The following is a 16,903-nucleotide window of genomic DNA, read 5'->3' as shown; positions in this document are numbered from 1 at the left end:
GAGGGGACTTTAGGGGTGTAGCATAATCCAACTGAAATACATAAAAATAAGCATATAAATTAGTACTCTTACTGCCCTTAGTGCCTTCCTTGTGCACCTAGTGGTTAAACACCAAATTCAACTGAAAACCATACAAATCAAATCACCTTAGAAGGATTGTCCCCTCGAGGTCCCGATAGCTATCGGGAACAGGGGTATAAAATAACTCAACTGAAAACTAAAAGAACAATAATTCAATAGTAGAATTGTCCCCTCGAGGGGACTTTAGGGGTGTAACTATTCCTACCCTTCAGAATTTTAAGGTGTAAAATTCTTTATCAAAAGCCAATAACCAAAACTCGCACTCAGTTTATTACGCTGTAAAGCATCTCTCATACAAACGATAATTACATAATAAATGGCATTGACAAGCGAATAGATACCCTTCCACTACAGCTATCAAGATTCTTATGGGATATTTAGAGATACTTACAGGATAAGTACGGGATACTTAGGAGATACTTACGGTACAAAGCTTGGATGTATAATAAAATTAGAAGAAAAAAAATATAATTTTTTTAACAAAACTGTTGAAAACTATATGTAAAAGTATCTTTGTTTAGATAACAATTTCAAATAATTTTGCTGAAATAATAATTGTAACACTATGAAAAACAGTGAAAAACAAAACAAGGCGAATAACAAAGATAAAATTTCATTTGACCTAATATCAAATAGAATCGATTATTTGGTTAGTACCTTAACGAAGAGTGTTGAACAATTAATCTTCGAAGAAAAGAAAAAAGTAAAAATAAAAGCAGGCACTATTTATGCAGGTCAGTTCACTGCTGAAATTAATGAAATTCAAAATACCTACAAAAATTATCTAAAAAAAGCACCATTAAATTTAGAATCATACCTAAGTTCTTTAAATACAAGAGCACAAGATTTGAATGACATGCTCTTTAAAATAAAGACCTATCCAATCAAAAGTATTACCAATCAACTAAAAAAAGAAGCAGAAGCACAAGGAATAGAAAACACTAAAATCAAAACATTTATAAAGGAGTTGAGTAATTCTATTGTCAATCTCGTTTTAGAGTATACAATTGAATTTGAAGAATATGTAATAGATCAACTCTGTGAAAAGGAAATGAATAGGATAGGAATGGATTTTTTTACAGATAATATTGCCCTTAAACTTATTAATAATCAAAAACACGAAAGATACAAAACATTACTGTACAAAGGAATCAAAGCATTTTATTATGATTTCAAAGCATTTGTCAATACAGATTCACCGTATTTCCAATTATTAGAAACCTTCTTCAAGAAATTGATTCTTAAAATAGAAAAATTAGTAGACAGTAACGATTCGGGTAACACCCCAATTACAAAACAAAAAACAAGAAATAATACGAATATTTTTCCAACGCACATATTTAAAGATTATGATGCTTATGACTTATTTCAAAAACTAGCATCAAAGGCCACAAACCAAGAAGAAATAGGTTTTTATTTTCGTCAAATGAGCGAAAAAGAAACCCCCAAATTAATTGTGGCTAAAGAAACAGCATTCAGAACTTGGTTCAATGAAGAATCAGGAAATAAAATCGAACTTAAGAATCCAATTAAAACATGGGATAGAATTAAAGGACAACCACAAAAATATCTTTTTTATGATTTAATGAAAGAAAAGAATAGCGTAAAAACTACAATTGAGTAGCGTATTCGCTGTAAAAAGGTATCGTAAATTCATATAAGCCATAAATAATTTTGCTTCAAATAAAAGTAAAGAAAATGAGACAAGTAATAACAGCCAAAGACATCCAAATTTATTTTGGAAAGAAAGAAAGCATGAGCTTTAAAATGATGAGTCAAATAAAAAAAGATTTGGGGAAACAAAAACATCAGCCCGTATCTATTCAAGATTTTTGTGAATATTATAAGGTAGATAAAGAAGGTATTGTTCAAATTATAAAAAACAATGAAAATGAAAAACAAAACGTTGCATCAAAAAATAATATTGAAAAAAAGGATAAAGTCACTGTAAAGGAAGAAGTAAAATCTAAATTCAATCAAATTAAACCATATACTTTTTCAAAACCAACATATTAAAAAAAATAAAAATATCTTTTAAGTTAAATGGTGAAAGTTGTTTGTCAAGTAGAGCAATTACTTGTTCAGTATTTTTGGAATCGAGACTTTTCAGGCCAGCTTTCATGATAAAAAGCATCACATAGATTAATGAAATATATACATAAGTATTCTTTGTGCATTCCTTATACACCGTGCGGTTAAACACTAAATTCAGCTAACAACCCAAACAATTCAAATCACCTTAGAAGGATTGTCTCCTCGAGGGGACTCTAGGGGGTGTAAAGAAGTCCAACTGGAAAACTTAAAAATATAAAATTCAATCGCAGGATTGTCCCCTCGAGGGGACTTTAGGGGTGTAGCATAATTCAACTGAAATACATAAAACAAATATTTCTTAGTAAATTATCCCTCGAGGCTTGTTCCTCCATGGAGAAGGACTTCAGGGGTGTATAATGTTAATTTAAAACAATAAAAATAAAATATAAATTAGTATTCTTACTGCCCTTAGTGCCTTCCTTGTGCACCTAGTGGTTAAATACCAAATTCAACTGAAAATGCAAATATCTAATTATTTTACTAGGATTCTCTTTTTTAGAACTTGTTCCGTCACTTGATTGATACTGACAACTAATTAATCAACAATAGTAAAACACAACCTAAAGTCGTTTTTAAATACTCAAAATAAACAACATCTTTTCCTTACTTTTTTTGTACTTTTGATTTCAAATCAATGTTATGTTGTTCAAACAGGTTCGTATAGGGAAAAATGGAGTTTCATTTGTTCTATATAAATTTAGAAGTATCCCTAAAAAAGGAGTTAAACCAACTGTCTTTGGGCGTATTTTGCGACGTACTAAACTTGATGAACTGCCTCAGCTTTATAATTTGATTAGAGGTGATATGACGTTAATTGGCCCAAGGCCTGATGTGCCGGGATATGCAGATCAATTGAAAGGTGATGATCGTATAATTTTGCAAGTGAAGCCAGGGATTACAGGTTTAGCTTCTCTTAAATATAGAAACGAAGAACAATTGTTAGCAAAACAAGAGGATTCTTTAATGTATAACGATACTGTTATTTGGCCTGATAAAGTGCGTATAAACATATGGTATATCCATAATCGTACTTTAAAATTGGATCTGATCATTCTAGCTTGTACCTTTTTTAACCTTCCTTTAAATGTAGAAGCGTTAATAAGAAAAACAGAATATAGAATGAAAAAGTGAGATATTTATTGGAATAGAAATTCGTGCCAATTAGTGTAATTCGTGTTTTTATTTCAGTTTTCATAAAGTAAAACCAAATTCCAGCAAAAAATCATGTTCTTAATTAGAACAAGTGTTCGCACCAATTCGAGCAATTCGAGTTAGAATTTCGTTTATATTAACAACTTAAACTTCAATTTTAAAATTGTACAGCTATTTTTTGTTTAAGTGCCACTATATGATGATAAATTCAATTAGAATATACTATATTTGCAAAAATAATAACCTACGATGAACTCAGATAAAATATGGTTGTCTTCTCCCCACATGGGTGGAGGGGAACAAAAATACGTACAGGAAGCTTTTGATACCAATTGGATTGCTCCTCTAGGTCCCAATGTGTCTGGATTTGAACAAGATTTAGAAAAATACTTAGGAGGAAATCATCATGTAGCGGCATTAAGTTCTGGAACTGCAGCTCTTCACCTTGCCTTAATAGTATTAGGCGTTCAAGTTGGAGATGAAGTGATTTGTCAGAGTATGACGTTCTCTGCCTCGGCCAACCCAATAGTTTATTTAGGGGCAACTCCAATTTTTGTAGATAGTGAGGCATTTACTTGGAACCTTTGTCCAATAGCTTTAGAAGCAGCTATTGTAGATAGAATTAGTTTAGGTAAAAAACCTAAGGCTATAATTGCGGTGCATTTGTATGGTGTGCCTTTTAATGTTGCTGAAATTAGAAAAATAGCTAAAATATATCAAATTCCAATTATAGAAGATAGTGCAGAAGCACTCGGGAGTTCTTATAACAATCAAAAATGTGGCACTCTAGGTGATATTGGTATTTTGTCATTTAATGGGAATAAAATAATTACTACTTCGGGTGGTGGTGCATTGGTTACCAAAGATCCTAAAATTAAAGAGAAAGTAGTTTTTCTAGCCACTCAAGCTCGTGATAATGCCCCTCATTATCAACATTCGGAAATCGGATATAATTATCGGATGAGTAATGTTTGTGCAGGAATTGGAAGAGGACAAATGGAAGTCTTAGAGGATCATGTTCATGCCCGTCGTGCGATGAATGCTTTTTATCTGGATATTTTTAAAAATATAGAAGGAGTTACTGTTTTTCAAGCCGCATCTGAATCGTATGCCAATTATTGGTTGTCTACTATTATTGTTGATGAAAGTAAAACAAATGGTATTTCAAGAGAACAACTTCGTTTATTTTTTGAAACTTATAACATAGAAACTAGACCTTTATGGAAACCGATGCACCTTCAGCCTATTTTTTCTAAATATCCTTATTATGGAGGAGCTGTTGCTGCTACCCTTTTTGAAAAAGGATTATGTTTGCCTTCAGGTTCTAATTTAACTGATAATGAACGAAATAAGATAAAAAAAGTAATTGCAGATTTGTTTCGATGTTAAATTACCTCAGATTTTATTTTCTTGTTTTTGTAATATTAAGGTTTTACTTTTTTAAATTCCAAAAAGAATCGATACCTTTGTAAACTTAATTATTTTTTGATGAAAAAAGTTGTTTTACTTGCGTTGATGGCATTTTTTTTGGCATTGACTTCTTGTGTTTCTAAAAAAGAAATATTGTATTTGAATGATTTAAAAGCTAGTGATAAATCTGCTTTTCAGTGGTCCGAGGTGATTATTCAACCCAATGATATTTTAAGTGTGAAAATTACTTCTGATGAAACTGAATTAGCATTGCCTTTTAATATGAATCAAGTTATAGGACAACAACAAAATGTTAATGGTGCTCAATTATTATTGCAAGGTTATTTGGTCTCTAATGAAGGAGCAATTAACATACCAGTTTTAGGTGTAGTTGATGTTAAAGGATTGACTTACACACAAGTTGAAGAGAAAATTCAAAATGAATTGAAGGATAAGCAATTGTTGAAAAACCCAGTCGTTGTTTGTCGCATTGTCAATGCCAAAGTTACCGTTTTAGGAGAAGTAAGAAGTCCAGGAACTTATACATTTTATGAAAATAATTTGACGATATTACAAGCTTTAGGTTTGGCGGGTGATTTGAATATCACAGGTGTACGTAAAAATATTAAAGTAATTCGTATGGAAAATAACCAACAATTAGTAGGAGAGATTGATTTAACTCAAAAAGATTGGATGAATTCTCCATTTTATTTTATTAAACCAAATGATGTTGTTGTGGTGGATCCGAATACTGCCAAAGTAAAATCAGCTGGTATTATAGGTAATGCGGGTACCTTATTAGGAACTATTTCCGTAATTTTATCCTCCTTTTTAATTATTAGAAGTCTTTAATTTGCTTCATATGAATACTACTTACACCACAACTGAACATAAACAGTCATCATTTGATTTAAAACAAGAATTTTTTAAGTATTTACCTTTTTGGTACTATTTTGTAATTGGGTTAATAATCTCAATGGTTAGTATTAATCTATATTTGAGGTATCAAAGTAACATCTATCAATCAAAAACGATTATCAAATTATTAGATGATACAAATTCTGATTTTAAGATGCCTACAAGTGGGGTTAACTTTTTTATGCGAAGTAAGATAAATATTGAAAATGAAAAAGAAATTATCAAATCCAATCGCTTAATTGGTCAAGTTGTTCGTGAGTTACAGTTATTTAATGAGTTTTTTTCAGAGGGGAAAATTAAAGTTTCTGAAGAATATGGTTCTACAATTCCATCTGTTGAATGGATTGGTAGTGATGAAAGGATAAGTCAATTTTCTGGTTCTTGGGAACTAACTTATGATAAAAATGGGTATTTTTTTGGTACAGATAAAAAACGAAGATCTTATCAAACGGTTTATTTAATTGATAATATACCTATGCGTGTGATTGCTCCTATTTCAACTCTATCAACAAGAAAAACTATAATTTTAAAAAAAATAACTTTAAAACAAGCAATTGTTAAATTAAAATCAAATATAGAGGTTTCACTTATTGGTGAGGAAAGTGAATTATTAGAAATATCTACTAAAGGTCCAATCGTTGAAAAAAATAATGCCGTTTTAAACAAATTAAATGAAGTTTTTGATCGTGACGGTAGAGAAGATAAACAACGTGTTTTTAAAAAGACCATTGATTTTGTAAATTCCCGGTTTGAGTATTTATTTAGAGAATTAGATACCATTGAATTGAATAAAGCCAATTACAAACGAAAAGAAAAATTGTCTTTTATTGAAGGTGATGCGAATAGTTTATTAGCTACCAAAACCGAATCATTTTCTGAATTTGAAAAATCAAAAACCCAATTTTTACTTAGTGAAATAATTTTTAAGGCATTGGATGAAGTAAAAAAGAACGAGTTATTACCTGCAAATATTGGTTTGGAAGAAATGAAAGTTAATAGTCTTATAGAAGATTACAATAAAATAGTTTTAGAAAGTCAAAAAACAATAGAAAGAGCTGGTAAAAACCATCCAAGTGTAGCTAAATTAACGGATATACAAGATAATTTAAAACAAAATATAAAAACTTCTTTGAATACCTACAAGGAGATATTAAAAATTAAAATTCAATCAATTAATAATATAAAAGGAATTCAAGAAAATCAATACGCAGCTTTGCCTTACCAAGAAAAAACTATACGTTCTATAGAACGTCAACAAAAGATAAAGGAAACTCTTTATTTATTGTTATTACAAAAAAGGGAAGAAGCTAACATAAATCTAGCTATTACTAATCCTTCAATTAAAATTGTTGATGAAGCTATTGCTATTCCAACCCCTCTATCTCCGAAAAGAAGTTTGTTTTATTTAATTGCTTTTGTACTCGGATTAGTAATTCCTTTTGGTTTAATTTTTGTTTACTATCTTTTTGATACTAAAATACATCGAAAAGAGGATATAGAAAGAGAATTGAACGGTGTAACTATTCTTGCAGATATTCCATTTATTGAAGAAAAATCTAAGATTGTTGTTAAAAATAGTCACTCTGTACTATCGGAGGCATTTCGAATTTTAGTTGCTAATTTGAATTATGTCCTCCCTCAGAAAACTACTGCTGAAGGAATAGCCATTTTTGTTTCTTCATCTGTTAAAGGTGAAGGTAAAACTTTTTTTGCGAGTAATTTAGCTTTATCATTAGCAGCTTTAGGCAAAAAAGTTATAATTGTTGGAACCGATTTGAGAAACCCACAATTACATAAAGCTTTAAAAACAAAAAAAGAACGTTTGGGGTTAGTCAATCTTTTGATTGATGATCAACTCGTTTATAATGACTGTGCCGTTTCTGAAACTATTAATGGAGTTGCTCTGGATATTATATATTCTGGTGAAATTCCGCCAAATCCTACTGAAATTCTATCTAATGGTAGGTTAGAGTCTGTTTTGGATGAATTAAAACAAGACTATGATTATGTGATTGTTGATACAGCTCCTACCTTATTAGTTGCAGATACTTCTATAATAACTAAATATGCTGAAGTTACCTTGTATCTTGTTAAGGCCAATTATACAGAAAAACAAATTTTACCATTTATTGCTAACTTGAAAGAGCAAAATAAAATACTTAATCCTTACATCATTTTTAATAATGTGGGTCAAAATGAAGGGTATGGTAAGGGATATGCTTACTCTTACAAATATAAATACAATTATAACTATGGTTATGGTTATGGTTATGGCTTTAATTCAATTCAAACCTCAACGTGGAAAAAAATTAAATTCTTGACCACTCAATTGTTTAAAATTAAAAAATAGAAAATTCTTTATTGGCGTTGATTATGTTTTCTAGAATTAAAATTTGTTTATTATTCAATTCTAAGGCTTTTTTTGTATGGTAATCAATTTGTTCTATTTTGTGGGTATCTGTTCCAAAAAAATCATAGAATTCCAAGTTAAGTAGTTGAATGGCAAGTTTTTTTACATCATTTCCATAATAGCCTAGCAATGATAGTGTATTAAGTTGAAAGTGTAAATTAAACGTTTTTAATTTCTCAAAAGTATGGAGGCTATTTTCCCAATACAGATAACGTTCTGGATGTGCTAAGATAAGTTGGTATCCTTTTAGTTTTAGTTGGAAAAGCGATTCCATTATACGTTCTGTTGGAGGAAAAAGCATGGAAAATTCTATTAAAATATAGTTTCCAGGTAGGGTTAAGATACTTTTTTGCTGCACTTCTTGCTCTAAATAACTTTCTGCTAAATATTCACTAGCAACCCCTATAATGAAATGATTAGTTTCAAGATTTTTATAGGTAGTATAAATGCTATTTATGTCAGTTGCGGTATTGTTCCATAACCCTGGATAAGTATGAGGTGTTGCAATTGCTTTAGTTATGCCTAATTCTTGTAATCCATTACTTAATGCTATTGTTTCTTCAAAAGATTTTGATCCGTCATCTATGCCCCAAAGTAAATGGTTGTGTATATCAATACACTCATCTTTCCACAAGTCTTTCCAAAAAACTTTTTTCTTAGGTATCCAAAACATTTATATATTTATTAAAATTAGTTATCAAAAATACATTTAATTTAGTATTTTTTATTCTTTATCGAAATCTTTTTTTTACTTTGTAGCTTTTATGTGCAATACGTTTTTCGTATTCAAAGTAGTCTCTGTAAGTTATTTATTATTACAAAAATCTTATTAATGGTAAAAAAAATTTTTTCAATCGCACTTTTTTTATTTTGTACTTCTACTGTTTATTCTCAATTCAATTTGAATAATGTTTCTTTAGAATTGAATTATGGATACAATGGGGCTATCCAGCCTTATAACAAACAATTTAATTCTAACTTTTCTGGGTTTAATCATTTTGAAGTAGGGCTTCGTTATATGTTTACAGAATATGTAGGTACTAAATTAATTTTTAAATCAGATAAATTTGTGAATGATCCTGGAGGTGTAATTGGGATACAATATAATTCAATAGGAGCATCATTTGTGTATAATGCTGGAAAAAAAATAGGCTTACTTATCTAACAAGAGATAATTTGGGTGTATTAATTCATTTTGATGGCTCTATTGGTTTTGCAAATTCATTACAACCTCAATTCGAATCAGAGAAAACAAATATTATTGGTTTAGGGATTACACCTCAGTATAGAATAAATAATAAAATTGCAATTGTTACAGATTTTACCTATAATATCAATTTAAAACAATTATATGGTTTTGATGGATATCCAATTCATAATTCTAAATTATCGGAGACAGGTTATTTTTATAATTTATCGATTGGTTTGATTTATTATATCGGGGAAAATAGATATCATTCCGATTGGTTTTAATTAGAAAGCTGTTTTGATGTAAATTTTAATTTGGGATGTTCACATAATATCATTCATTAATTGTTTTTAATTTATTTAGGAAATATACAAATTAAATTTTTACTTCGTTTTTTTATAAAGGATTTTAAGTGACCTATTTTTTTATCGCTAATAATAAAAAAACATAAGTTAAAAGTACACACTTAAATTAATTATTTCCCTATATTTACATTTATAATTTATTGAAAACAAATAACTTTTGTTAACTTACAAGTGTAAATAGTTAAAAAATAGTGTAATACTAACACATGAAATTATTAAAGTCAATAATCATTGATACCAATACGGAAGTTGTAAAACAGCTTTTAAATTTTGCAGAAGAAAATCCTATACTTATTGCAATTTGTGCACAGGTGGAACACTTGAAAGATGCTATTGAGCTAATTAATGAATACCAACCCGATTTGGTTTTTTTAAACCCAACAGATGAAAATTTAAATTCCTTTTATTTACTGAAAGAAGTAGATAACCCACTTCCTAAATTTATTTGTATTTCAGATGATAAAAAGAAAGCTTATGATGCATTTCAATGCAATGCAATAGATTTTTTGCTAGACGATTTGCAACCCAATGCTCTAATGGTTTCCCTTTATAAAGTAATACAATCTATAGAAATGGAAACGAACTTTCAAAATTTTAGTTCAAATCAAAAAAGAAATTTTCAATTTCAAAATACGAATAGTGGAATTTTAACCATTACGTCAACTGATAAAATTGATTTGATTAAAATTAATGATATTTTATATTGTAAAGCCGATGGAAAATACACGCAATTCATTTTAGAAAATAAAAAAGAAGTACTTTCTAGTAAAAATTTAGGAGTATACCAAGATGCTTTACTACAGCATCATTTTTTTCGAATTCATCACTCTTATATCATAAACGTAAAAAAAATTGTAAAAATCACAAAAAAAAGGGGGTTGTATTGTGAACTCTCTCACGGAGTATTAATACCAGTTGCTAAAAGAAGGCAAGAGGCATTTTTAAATTATCTTCAATAATTTCATAATGATACAATCTATAGCTACTTAATAACATATGTAAGTATTCGCTTTACTTTTTTATTTGTAAAACAATTTTTCCTATCCAATAAAAGTGTAAGGCGATAAAAGGCCAAACAATTTCCAAATGAATTTTAGTTGTCATGTAAGCTAGATATATTAGTAACATTGCCATGATGATTTGTCCAAATAGCACTATTCTCTCTTTGATTCCTTTTTTTAGATACCATGTGAATACTAATAAAAGAGGATTAAATAATAATATATTGTAGTTCCATAAAACTTCTTCATGTAAAGAATATAATCCTACTAAGGAAAAAAATAATCCCAAAATTCCAGCAAAAACAAAATAGCTAATTTGAATCCATTTTTTGTTTGCTAATGCTAAAAGAAATAGGATGGTGATTAATGAGTAAATGGAGTTCAGCCAATTGAAAGTTGCTTCTGGTTTACTCACTTCCAAAATTCTTTTATTGCTTTTCTCTAGTTCATTACCATTAACTTTAGTGTATGAAATGGCTTCTTTAAATTCGTAAGGAAGAAATAATCGTGTTGCTGGTTCGTCAACTTTAGTTCCGAAAATCAATTGAATTCCCAATTTCATATAAAAATCGGTCATATACGGATACAGAATCTCTCGATAGGTTTGATTGGAAGTATCTGATTTGATGTATTCTTTTCCTAAAATGCCATTAATTTTATCTACCACCATTGTAGTACAGTTTCTATCAATGAATTTATAGGTGTAATAACGTTCTTCACTATAAACCGAATGATTTAATTGTTGGAACAAACTATTGATTTGGATAGGGTTTAGTTGCAATTCTTGCTCAATTATTTCTCTGTTTTCGGCTTGGTAATTGTAATAGAAATCAATAAAACTACCATTGGTAACAAAATATTGTAAATCACCTTTTATAAACCTACCAATAAAATTAGGTGTACTAAAATCAAAAGCGCCATAATTGTAAACCACATCAATTGCGTTGATACTATCTTGAATTCGAATTCCAGTGTGACCATACATAGCATAAGATTCAGGTCCTAAACCACAAGTTAAAATGCTAACTTTTGCTTTTTCGGAAAGAGAAATATTTTGGGAAAAAGCTATGGTACTTAGTAGTATTGAAAGTGTTAAAAGTAGTTTTTTAGTCATACAGTATTTTGTTTCAAGTTTAAGGTTTTAAGTTTTAAGTTTTGGGTTTCAAGTTTCAGGTTTCAAGTTTGTTTGCTATGACCCATTATCTATGACCAAATACCTATCACCAATAACTCATTATCTAAACAATTCCCAATCTACTTTTAATGAAAATATATTGGAATATAAAGCCGCACTTTGGTCACCTAAATCAGTTAAAGCATAATCAACTTGGATGCCTTTGTATTTGAATCCAACTCCAATATTAGGTTGAAAACTTAATTTATTAGAATTGTCAATTTGGGTTATTTGTTGAAAATTTCCGGCTCCAGCTCTTAAATAAATTAAATCGATATATCCAAATTCTAAACCTAAAGCAGGGTCAACACTTACAGCATTTGTTGAAACTAAATCATTAGTTCGGGCAAATTGCATGTTTAAATTGGTTGCTGCTAACAAACTATAATCGTAACGAATAATCCATTTTTTAGACATTCCTAATTGCGCTTTAGGTAATGTAATTTCGCTAGTTTCAGGTAATTCTTGATTCTCTCCTGGAATGGCATCGGCAATTTCTTGATATTTTTCTTCGTCTATGGTCCAAGTATTGTAGGTAGTGGTAATATCGCGAATCATTAAGCCAAATTTCCAATCCTCATCATCACTAATGTATTGAATTCCTAAATCCAATCCAAATCCCCAAGAATTAGCAAAATCACCAATAATTCTTCTGATTACTTTCGCATTTACGCCGTAATTCAATCCTTCAATAGGTAAACTTCTTGCATAAGAAACTGTTAAACCATAATCGGCAGTAGAAAAAAGTGAAATTCTGTTGTAATCGATGTTTCCTTCGCTATCAATTAATTGGGTGGTGTTTAAAATATCATCCACTCCAAAGCGTATTAAGGAAATTCCAACCGCACTACGGTCGTCGATTGGCATCGCAAAACCAGCATAGTCATATTGAGCAATATTCGCAAAATAATTGGCGTGCATTAAGGCAAACTGCTTGTCTTCTAATTTCAATAATCCTGCAGGATTCCAATAGCCTGAATTTACATCGCCAGTATGCGACACAACAGCATTAGACATTCCCAAAGCAGCCGCATCAACGCCAATATTCATAAACTCATTTGAATATTTTCGTACGGTTTGGCCATATGCCATCCAGCTAAAGCAAATTAGAAAATATAAAGTGGTCTTTTTCAATGCCAATTTTTTTACAAAGATGAAATAAATTTCTCAAATAGTAAACTCTAAAAGTATTAACTTATTGTATTACATTTGCTGTAAATTAGGGAAGAGTAGTTTTTATTCCTGAAAGTGGTATATTTGTTGTAATGAAAAATAAAAATCTTTACATAATTGCAGGGTGTAATGGAGCAGGTAAGACTACAGCTTCCTTTACAATTTTACCTGAAATATTAGATTGTAAAGAATTTGTAAATGCAGATGAAATTGCTAAAGGATTATCGCCATTTCAACCTGATAAGGTTGCTTTGGAGGCAGGAAGAATAATGATTTATCGTATTAATGATTTATTGAAGGAGGATTTAAGTTTTGCATTTGAAACTACTTTAGCAACTAAAAGTTAAAGAAATAAAATTCTATCAGCAAAAAAAGAAGGTTATACGATAACATTATTGTTTTTTTGGTTACAAACTATTGAACTTGCTAAAGAGAGAGTAGCAACGAGAGTTTTAGAAGGAGGACATGATACCCCAAACGATATTATTGAGCGTAGATATCTAAATGGAATTAAAAATTTATTTTAAATTTATATTCCAATTGTAGATGAGTTAATGATTTTTGATAATTCTCAAGTGAAGTCAGAATTAATAGCTTCAAAATCAAATGATTCATCACTTATAATTCGTAATGAACAAAAATTTAATTATTTAAAAAGTTACTATGAAAAAGCATAAAAAAATATCAGAACAGCAAGTTAAAATTTTAGAAGGGATGGAAAAGGTTTATGAAAAATTGATTGCTTTCAAAAAACGTATGAATAGCGATTTAGTTGTTATCCAAGATCAAAAAGTAGTACATATAAAGCCAGAATAAATAAAATTTAAATTTCTGATATGAATATCAAAAAACACATTCCCAATCTAATCACTTTGCTAAATTTAGCAGCAGGATTGTTAGCTATCATCGCTATTTTTAAAGGCTATTATGATGAAGCGTTTATTTTTGTTTGTTTGGGTATTTTCTTTGATTTTTGGGACGGATTTTTAGCCAGAAAATTCAATGTAGCCGGACCTTTAGGAGTGCAGTTGGATTCTTTAGCTGATATGGTGACTTGTGGTGTAGTTCCAGGTTTGATGATGTTTCGTTTGTTTGAAGATATTCAGCAAACCCAACCCGAATACATGTTAACAGAAGAAACGTTTTATATGGGATTTGTGCCTTATTTAGGCTTTTTAATTACATTGGCTTCTTGCTATCGTTTGGCAAATTTTAACATCGATACCCGTCAAACCGATTCTTTTATTGGATTACCAACACCAGCCAATGCATTAGTAATTATGAGTATTCCCATGATTCAATATGCAAATGACTTTGAAGGATTGACTACTATTTTATACAATCCTTATGTGTTGTTATTTATCTCGATTTTGAGTTCGTATATTTTAAATGCTGAAATTCCTTTGTTCTCATTGAAAATTAAAGAATTTACTTGGGCGAAATATAAAATGCAAATTTTGTTTTTAATCGGTTCTTTATTGTCCTTTTTAGTTTTAGGATTTGTAGCTATTCCTTTGATTATCATTAGTTATGTACTGGTTTCGGTAATCAGTAATAAAATGATGGCTAAGGCATAATGGCGTCCAAAAATTACAGACGAAAACCTACTACAAAACGAAAATCCAATACTAGAAGTAAATGGATTTTCTACTTCATTTCTTTTGTTCTGTTTTTATTTGTTGCGATTGGAATTTATACCTTTCGCGATGGTTTCTTGTATTATTTAGGTTTTAAAACCGATAAAAACGTTGAAACTTTATCCAAAGAAGAACGAAAATTAGCCGACATTCGTATTTACGAAGTGTTACACAAACATGATGACAAAGCCATAGGTTTTGATGTTTCGGAATATCAAAGTGAAATCGATTGGGAACAAACCTATCATATTGATGAATCGTTTGAGTTGTCGTTTGTTTTTATTCGCGCTACCGCTGGAAAAAATAAAATAGATTCCAAATTTAAAGAAAATTGGAAAGCTTCAAAAGAGCGCCAACTTATTCGAGGTGCTTATCATTATTATCGTCCCAACGAAAATTCGATTGAACAAGCTGAAAATTTTATCAAAACCGTAAAATTAGAAAAAGGCGATTTGCCTCCTGTTTTGGATATCGAAAAATTACCTAAATCGCAATCGATAGATAGTTTAAAAGTAGGATTACGTCGTTGGTTAAAAAAGGTAGAAAAACATTATAAAGTCAAGCCGATTATTTACTCAGGAGAAAGTTATTATACCGATTTTTTAAAGGAAGAATTTTCAGATTATCCCCTTTGGATTGCCAATTACAATTTTTGGCGTAATCATTTAGAAGATGATTGGTTGTTTTGGCAATTCACTGAAAAAGCTCAAATTCAAGGAATTGAAGGTATGGTGGATGTGAATATTTTTAATGGCGATAAGAATAAGTTGTTGTTGAAGTGTATTCGATAAATTTAACCACTAAGGACACAAGGAAGACACAATGGGCACTAATTATTTAAACACATACACAAAGGTTTGTTTTGTGTTGATTGATTGTATGGCGTTGCGCTTGGTATGGTTCATATTGGATTATACGCCAAGTTTGTCATGCTGTTAAACATCTCTTTAATAACTAAGTGCGCAATAATAAATATTAAAACTTTGTGTGACTTTGTTTGTGCTAAACTTCGTGAAACTTTGCGCTACAAAAGAATTATTCTTTATTCAAATTCAATTCTCCTTTGCCGTGAATGATGGTAGTTTTAGGCGCTTCAAAATCGATTTTAGTTCTTCTTAATTCGAAATTTTGTCCTAAATAAACACGTCTAACCACTTCATCTGATGCTAATTCCTCTGGTTTTCCAGCTTTCAGAATTCCTCCTTCAAACATTAAGTAGGTTTTGTCTGTAATCGCTAAGGTTTCTTGTACGTTATGGTCAGTAATTAAAATCCCGATGTTTTTGTTTTTTAATTGGGCAACAATTCTTTGAATGTCCTCAACTGCTACAGGGTCAACTCCTGCAAAAGGTTCGTCTAACAGAATGAATTTTGGATCGGTTGCTAAAGCACGTGCAATTTCTGTACGACGACGTTCTCCTCCTGAAAGTAAATCCCCACGATTGGTACGAATGTGTTCTAATGCGAATTCAGCAATTAACTCTTCCATTTTAGCTTCTTGTTCGGCTTTTGAAAGTGTGGTTAATTGCAATACACTCAATATGTTATCTTCAATACTCAATTTTCTAAACACAGAAGCTTCTTGTGCCAAATAGCCAATTCCGTTTTGAGCCCTTTTGTACATAGGGAAATTGGTAATGTCCATATCGTCTAAATAGATATGGCCGCTATTTGGTTTTACTAAACCTACAATCATGTAGAACGAAGTGGTTTTTCCGGCGCCATTTGGTCCTAATAAACCCACGATTTCCCCTTGGTTTACTTCAACGGAAATCCCTTTTACTACACTTCTTTTTTTATAGGTTTTAACTAAATTTTCTGCTCTTAATTTCATTTTTCTAGTTTATGAGTTTAGAAGTTTATGAGTTAATAAGTGAAATTACTCTGCAAATAAACAAAAAACATTCAACGAACTACTACTTTTAACTTCGATTTTGGAATTTGTTATTTCGAACTTTGTTCTTCTAAAGCTTCCCAAAACTCATAAGCTCTTCTCAAGTGAGGAATTACGATAGTTCCGCCAACTAAAGTGGCAATTCCCATGCTTTCCATCATTTCTTCTTTAGTAACGCCGTTTTTGTAAGCGGTTTCTAAATGATATTTGATACAATCATCGCAACGTAAAACCGCTGAAGCTACTAAACCTAATAGCTCTTTAGTTTTTACATCTAAAGCACCTTCCATGTAAGCATTCGTGTCTACATTAAAAATTCTTTTGATGACTTTGTTGTTGTCGGCTAATAATTTTTCGTTCATTTTTGAACGATAATCGTTGAATTCTTTTACTAAATCTGCCATTT

At 30.3% G+C, this 16,903-nt stretch carries 17 protein-coding genes and 1 pseudogene; 13 read left to right on the top strand and 5 right to left on the bottom strand.

Annotated features, from left to right (window positions below; translation table 11 throughout):
- Positions 1-646: 646 nt before the first annotated feature.
- The 6 genes from Q0075_RS12150 (at position 647) to Q0075_RS12125 (ending at position 8,005) form a co-directional block, all read left to right on the top strand.
- The gene (locus tag Q0075_RS12150; protein WP_297869744.1) at positions 647-1,705 is read left to right on the top strand and encodes a hypothetical protein; all 1,059 of its coding nucleotides are present in this window, start codon (positions 647-649) and stop codon (positions 1,703-1,705) included.
- Between the two features lie 74 nt (positions 1,706-1,779).
- A complete protein-coding gene (locus Q0075_RS12145) occupies positions 1,780-2,097 on the top strand; it encodes a hypothetical protein (protein ID WP_297869743.1) in 318 nt (105 codons plus the stop codon).
- Positions 2,098-2,814: 717 nt separating this feature from the next.
- Positions 2,815-3,306 (top strand): sugar transferase, encoded by a 492-nt coding sequence (locus Q0075_RS12140; RefSeq protein WP_297869742.1) that lies wholly within the window; start codon positions 2,815-2,817, stop codon positions 3,304-3,306.
- Positions 3,307-3,576: 270 nt separating this feature from the next.
- Complete coding sequence (locus Q0075_RS12135) at positions 3,577-4,716, top strand: DegT/DnrJ/EryC1/StrS family aminotransferase (protein WP_297869741.1); 1,140 nt, start codon at positions 3,577-3,579, stop codon at positions 4,714-4,716.
- A gap of 99 nt (positions 4,717-4,815) precedes the next feature.
- Positions 4,816-5,589 carry a polysaccharide biosynthesis/export family protein gene (locus tag Q0075_RS12130; RefSeq protein WP_297869740.1) on the top strand — a complete coding sequence of 258 codons (774 nt, stop codon included), beginning with the start codon at positions 4,816-4,818 and terminating at the stop codon, positions 5,587-5,589.
- Positions 5,590-5,599: 10 nt separating this feature from the next.
- Complete coding sequence (locus Q0075_RS12125) at positions 5,600-8,005, top strand: polysaccharide biosynthesis tyrosine autokinase (RefSeq protein ID WP_297869739.1); 2,406 nt, start codon at positions 5,600-5,602, stop codon at positions 8,003-8,005.
- Here Q0075_RS12125 and Q0075_RS12120 read toward each other — a convergent pair.
- Positions 7,995-8,738: a CpsB/CapC family capsule biosynthesis tyrosine phosphatase gene (locus Q0075_RS12120; RefSeq protein WP_297869738.1), complete on the bottom strand. Its 744-nt coding sequence runs from the start codon at positions 8,736-8,738 to the stop codon at positions 7,995-7,997. The genes Q0075_RS12125 and Q0075_RS12120 overlap by 11 nt on opposite strands.
- A 159-nt stretch (positions 8,739-8,897) precedes the next feature.
- Here Q0075_RS12120 and Q0075_RS12115 point away from each other — a divergent pair, with 159 nt between their 5' ends.
- From Q0075_RS12115 to Q0075_RS12105, 3 genes are all read left to right on the top strand, one after another.
- Positions 8,898-9,230, top strand: a complete 333-nt coding sequence (locus Q0075_RS12115) for a hypothetical protein (protein WP_297869737.1) — start codon at positions 8,898-8,900, stop codon at positions 9,228-9,230.
- 11 nt (positions 9,231-9,241) lie between these two features.
- On the top strand, positions 9,242-9,538 hold the full coding sequence (locus Q0075_RS12110; RefSeq protein ID WP_297869736.1) for a hypothetical protein: 297 nt from the start codon (positions 9,242-9,244) through the stop codon (positions 9,536-9,538).
- A gap of 287 nt (positions 9,539-9,825) precedes the next feature.
- Positions 9,826-10,578 (top strand): LytTR family transcriptional regulator DNA-binding domain-containing protein, encoded by a 753-nt coding sequence (locus Q0075_RS12105; protein WP_297869735.1) that lies wholly within the window; start codon positions 9,826-9,828, stop codon positions 10,576-10,578.
- Positions 10,579-10,630: 52 nt separating this feature from the next.
- Here the strand turns inward: Q0075_RS12105 and Q0075_RS12100 are convergent, their stop codons facing one another.
- Both Q0075_RS12100 and Q0075_RS12095 read right to left on the bottom strand, forming a co-directional pair.
- Complete coding sequence (locus Q0075_RS12100) at positions 10,631-11,734, bottom strand: DUF4105 domain-containing protein (protein ID WP_297869734.1); 1,104 nt, start codon at positions 11,732-11,734, stop codon at positions 10,631-10,633.
- A 120-nt stretch (positions 11,735-11,854) separates the two neighbouring features.
- Complete coding sequence (locus tag Q0075_RS12095; RefSeq protein ID WP_297869733.1) at positions 11,855-12,844, bottom strand: PorV/PorQ family protein; 990 nt, start codon at positions 12,842-12,844, stop codon at positions 11,855-11,857.
- Between the two features lie 215 nt (positions 12,845-13,059).
- Here Q0075_RS12095 and Q0075_RS12090 point away from each other — a divergent pair.
- From Q0075_RS12090 to Q0075_RS12075, 4 genes and pseudogenes are all read left to right on the top strand, one after another.
- A pseudogene (locus Q0075_RS12090) lies at positions 13,060-13,644 on the top strand (zeta toxin family protein).
- Entirely contained in the window at positions 13,631-13,783 is a 153-nt protein-coding gene (locus Q0075_RS12085) for a hypothetical protein (RefSeq protein WP_297869732.1), read from the top strand. Before Q0075_RS12090 ends, Q0075_RS12085 begins: the two are co-directional and overlap by 14 nt.
- Positions 13,784-13,803: 20 nt before the next feature.
- Positions 13,804-14,544, top strand: a complete 741-nt coding sequence (locus Q0075_RS12080; RefSeq protein ID WP_297869731.1) for a CDP-alcohol phosphatidyltransferase family protein — start codon at positions 13,804-13,806, stop codon at positions 14,542-14,544.
- The gene (locus tag Q0075_RS12075) at positions 14,544-15,395 is read left to right on the top strand and encodes a glycoside hydrolase family 25 protein (RefSeq protein ID WP_297869730.1); all 852 of its coding nucleotides are present in this window, start codon (positions 14,544-14,546) and stop codon (positions 15,393-15,395) included. Before Q0075_RS12080 ends, Q0075_RS12075 begins: the two co-directional genes overlap by 1 nt.
- Positions 15,396-15,639: 244 nt before the next feature.
- On the opposite strand, the gene lptB is transcribed toward Q0075_RS12075, so the two are convergent.
- Together lptB and Q0075_RS12065 are read right to left on the bottom strand one after the other, a co-directional pair.
- Positions 15,640-16,437 (bottom strand): LPS export ABC transporter ATP-binding protein, encoded by a 798-nt coding sequence (gene lptB, locus Q0075_RS12070; RefSeq protein ID WP_297869729.1) that lies wholly within the window; start codon positions 16,435-16,437, stop codon positions 15,640-15,642.
- A 110-nt stretch (positions 16,438-16,547) separates the two neighbouring features.
- Positions 16,548-16,901, bottom strand: a complete 354-nt coding sequence (locus Q0075_RS12065) for a carboxymuconolactone decarboxylase family protein (RefSeq protein WP_111566875.1) — start codon at positions 16,899-16,901, stop codon at positions 16,548-16,550.
- Positions 16,902-16,903 lie beyond the last annotated feature (2 nt).

It is taken from the genome of uncultured Flavobacterium sp. (assembly GCF_937967675.1).
Classification (GTDB): Bacteria; Bacteroidota; Bacteroidia; order Flavobacteriales; family Flavobacteriaceae; genus Flavobacterium.
This window is presented reverse-complemented; position numbering and strand designations above follow the sequence as displayed.

Excerpts from the sequence above, each read along its gene's own strand:
- Q0075_RS12150 (WP_297869744.1), top strand. The coding sequence starts at position 647 with ATGAAAAACAGTGAAAAACAAAACAAGGCGAATAACAAAGATAAAATT.
- Q0075_RS12145 (WP_297869743.1), top strand. The coding sequence starts at position 1,780 with ATGAGACAAGTAATAACAGCCAAAGACATCCAAATTTATTTTGGAAAG.
- Q0075_RS12140 (WP_297869742.1), top strand. The coding sequence starts at position 2,815 with ATGTTGTTCAAACAGGTTCGTATAGGGAAAAATGGAGTTTCATTTGTT.
- Q0075_RS12135 (WP_297869741.1), top strand. The coding sequence starts at position 3,577 with ATGAACTCAGATAAAATATGGTTGTCTTCTCCCCACATGGGTGGAGGG.
- Q0075_RS12130 (WP_297869740.1), top strand. The coding sequence starts at position 4,816 with ATGAAAAAAGTTGTTTTACTTGCGTTGATGGCATTTTTTTTGGCATTG.
- Q0075_RS12125 (WP_297869739.1), top strand. The coding sequence starts at position 5,600 with ATGAATACTACTTACACCACAACTGAACATAAACAGTCATCATTTGAT.
- Q0075_RS12120 (WP_297869738.1), bottom strand. The coding sequence starts at position 8,738 with ATGTTTTGGATACCTAAGAAAAAAGTTTTTTGGAAAGACTTGTGGAAA.
- Q0075_RS12115 (WP_297869737.1), top strand. The coding sequence starts at position 8,898 with ATGGTAAAAAAAATTTTTTCAATCGCACTTTTTTTATTTTGTACTTCT.
- Q0075_RS12105 (WP_297869735.1), top strand. The coding sequence starts at position 9,826 with ATGAAATTATTAAAGTCAATAATCATTGATACCAATACGGAAGTTGTA.
- Q0075_RS12100 (WP_297869734.1), bottom strand. The coding sequence starts at position 11,734 with ATGACTAAAAAACTACTTTTAACACTTTCAATACTACTAAGTACCATA.
- Q0075_RS12095 (WP_297869733.1), bottom strand. The coding sequence starts at position 12,844 with ATGAATATTGGCGTTGATGCGGCTGCTTTGGGAATGTCTAATGCTGTT.
- Q0075_RS12085 (WP_297869732.1), top strand. The coding sequence starts at position 13,631 with ATGAAAAAGCATAAAAAAATATCAGAACAGCAAGTTAAAATTTTAGAA.
- Q0075_RS12080 (WP_297869731.1), top strand. The coding sequence starts at position 13,804 with ATGAATATCAAAAAACACATTCCCAATCTAATCACTTTGCTAAATTTA.
- Q0075_RS12075 (WP_297869730.1), top strand. The coding sequence starts at position 14,544 with ATGGCGTCCAAAAATTACAGACGAAAACCTACTACAAAACGAAAATCC.
- lptB (WP_297869729.1), bottom strand. The coding sequence starts at position 16,437 with ATGAAATTAAGAGCAGAAAATTTAGTTAAAACCTATAAAAAAAGAAGT.
- Q0075_RS12065 (WP_111566875.1), bottom strand. The coding sequence starts at position 16,901 with ATGGCAGATTTAGTAAAAGAATTCAACGATTATCGTTCAAAAATGAAC.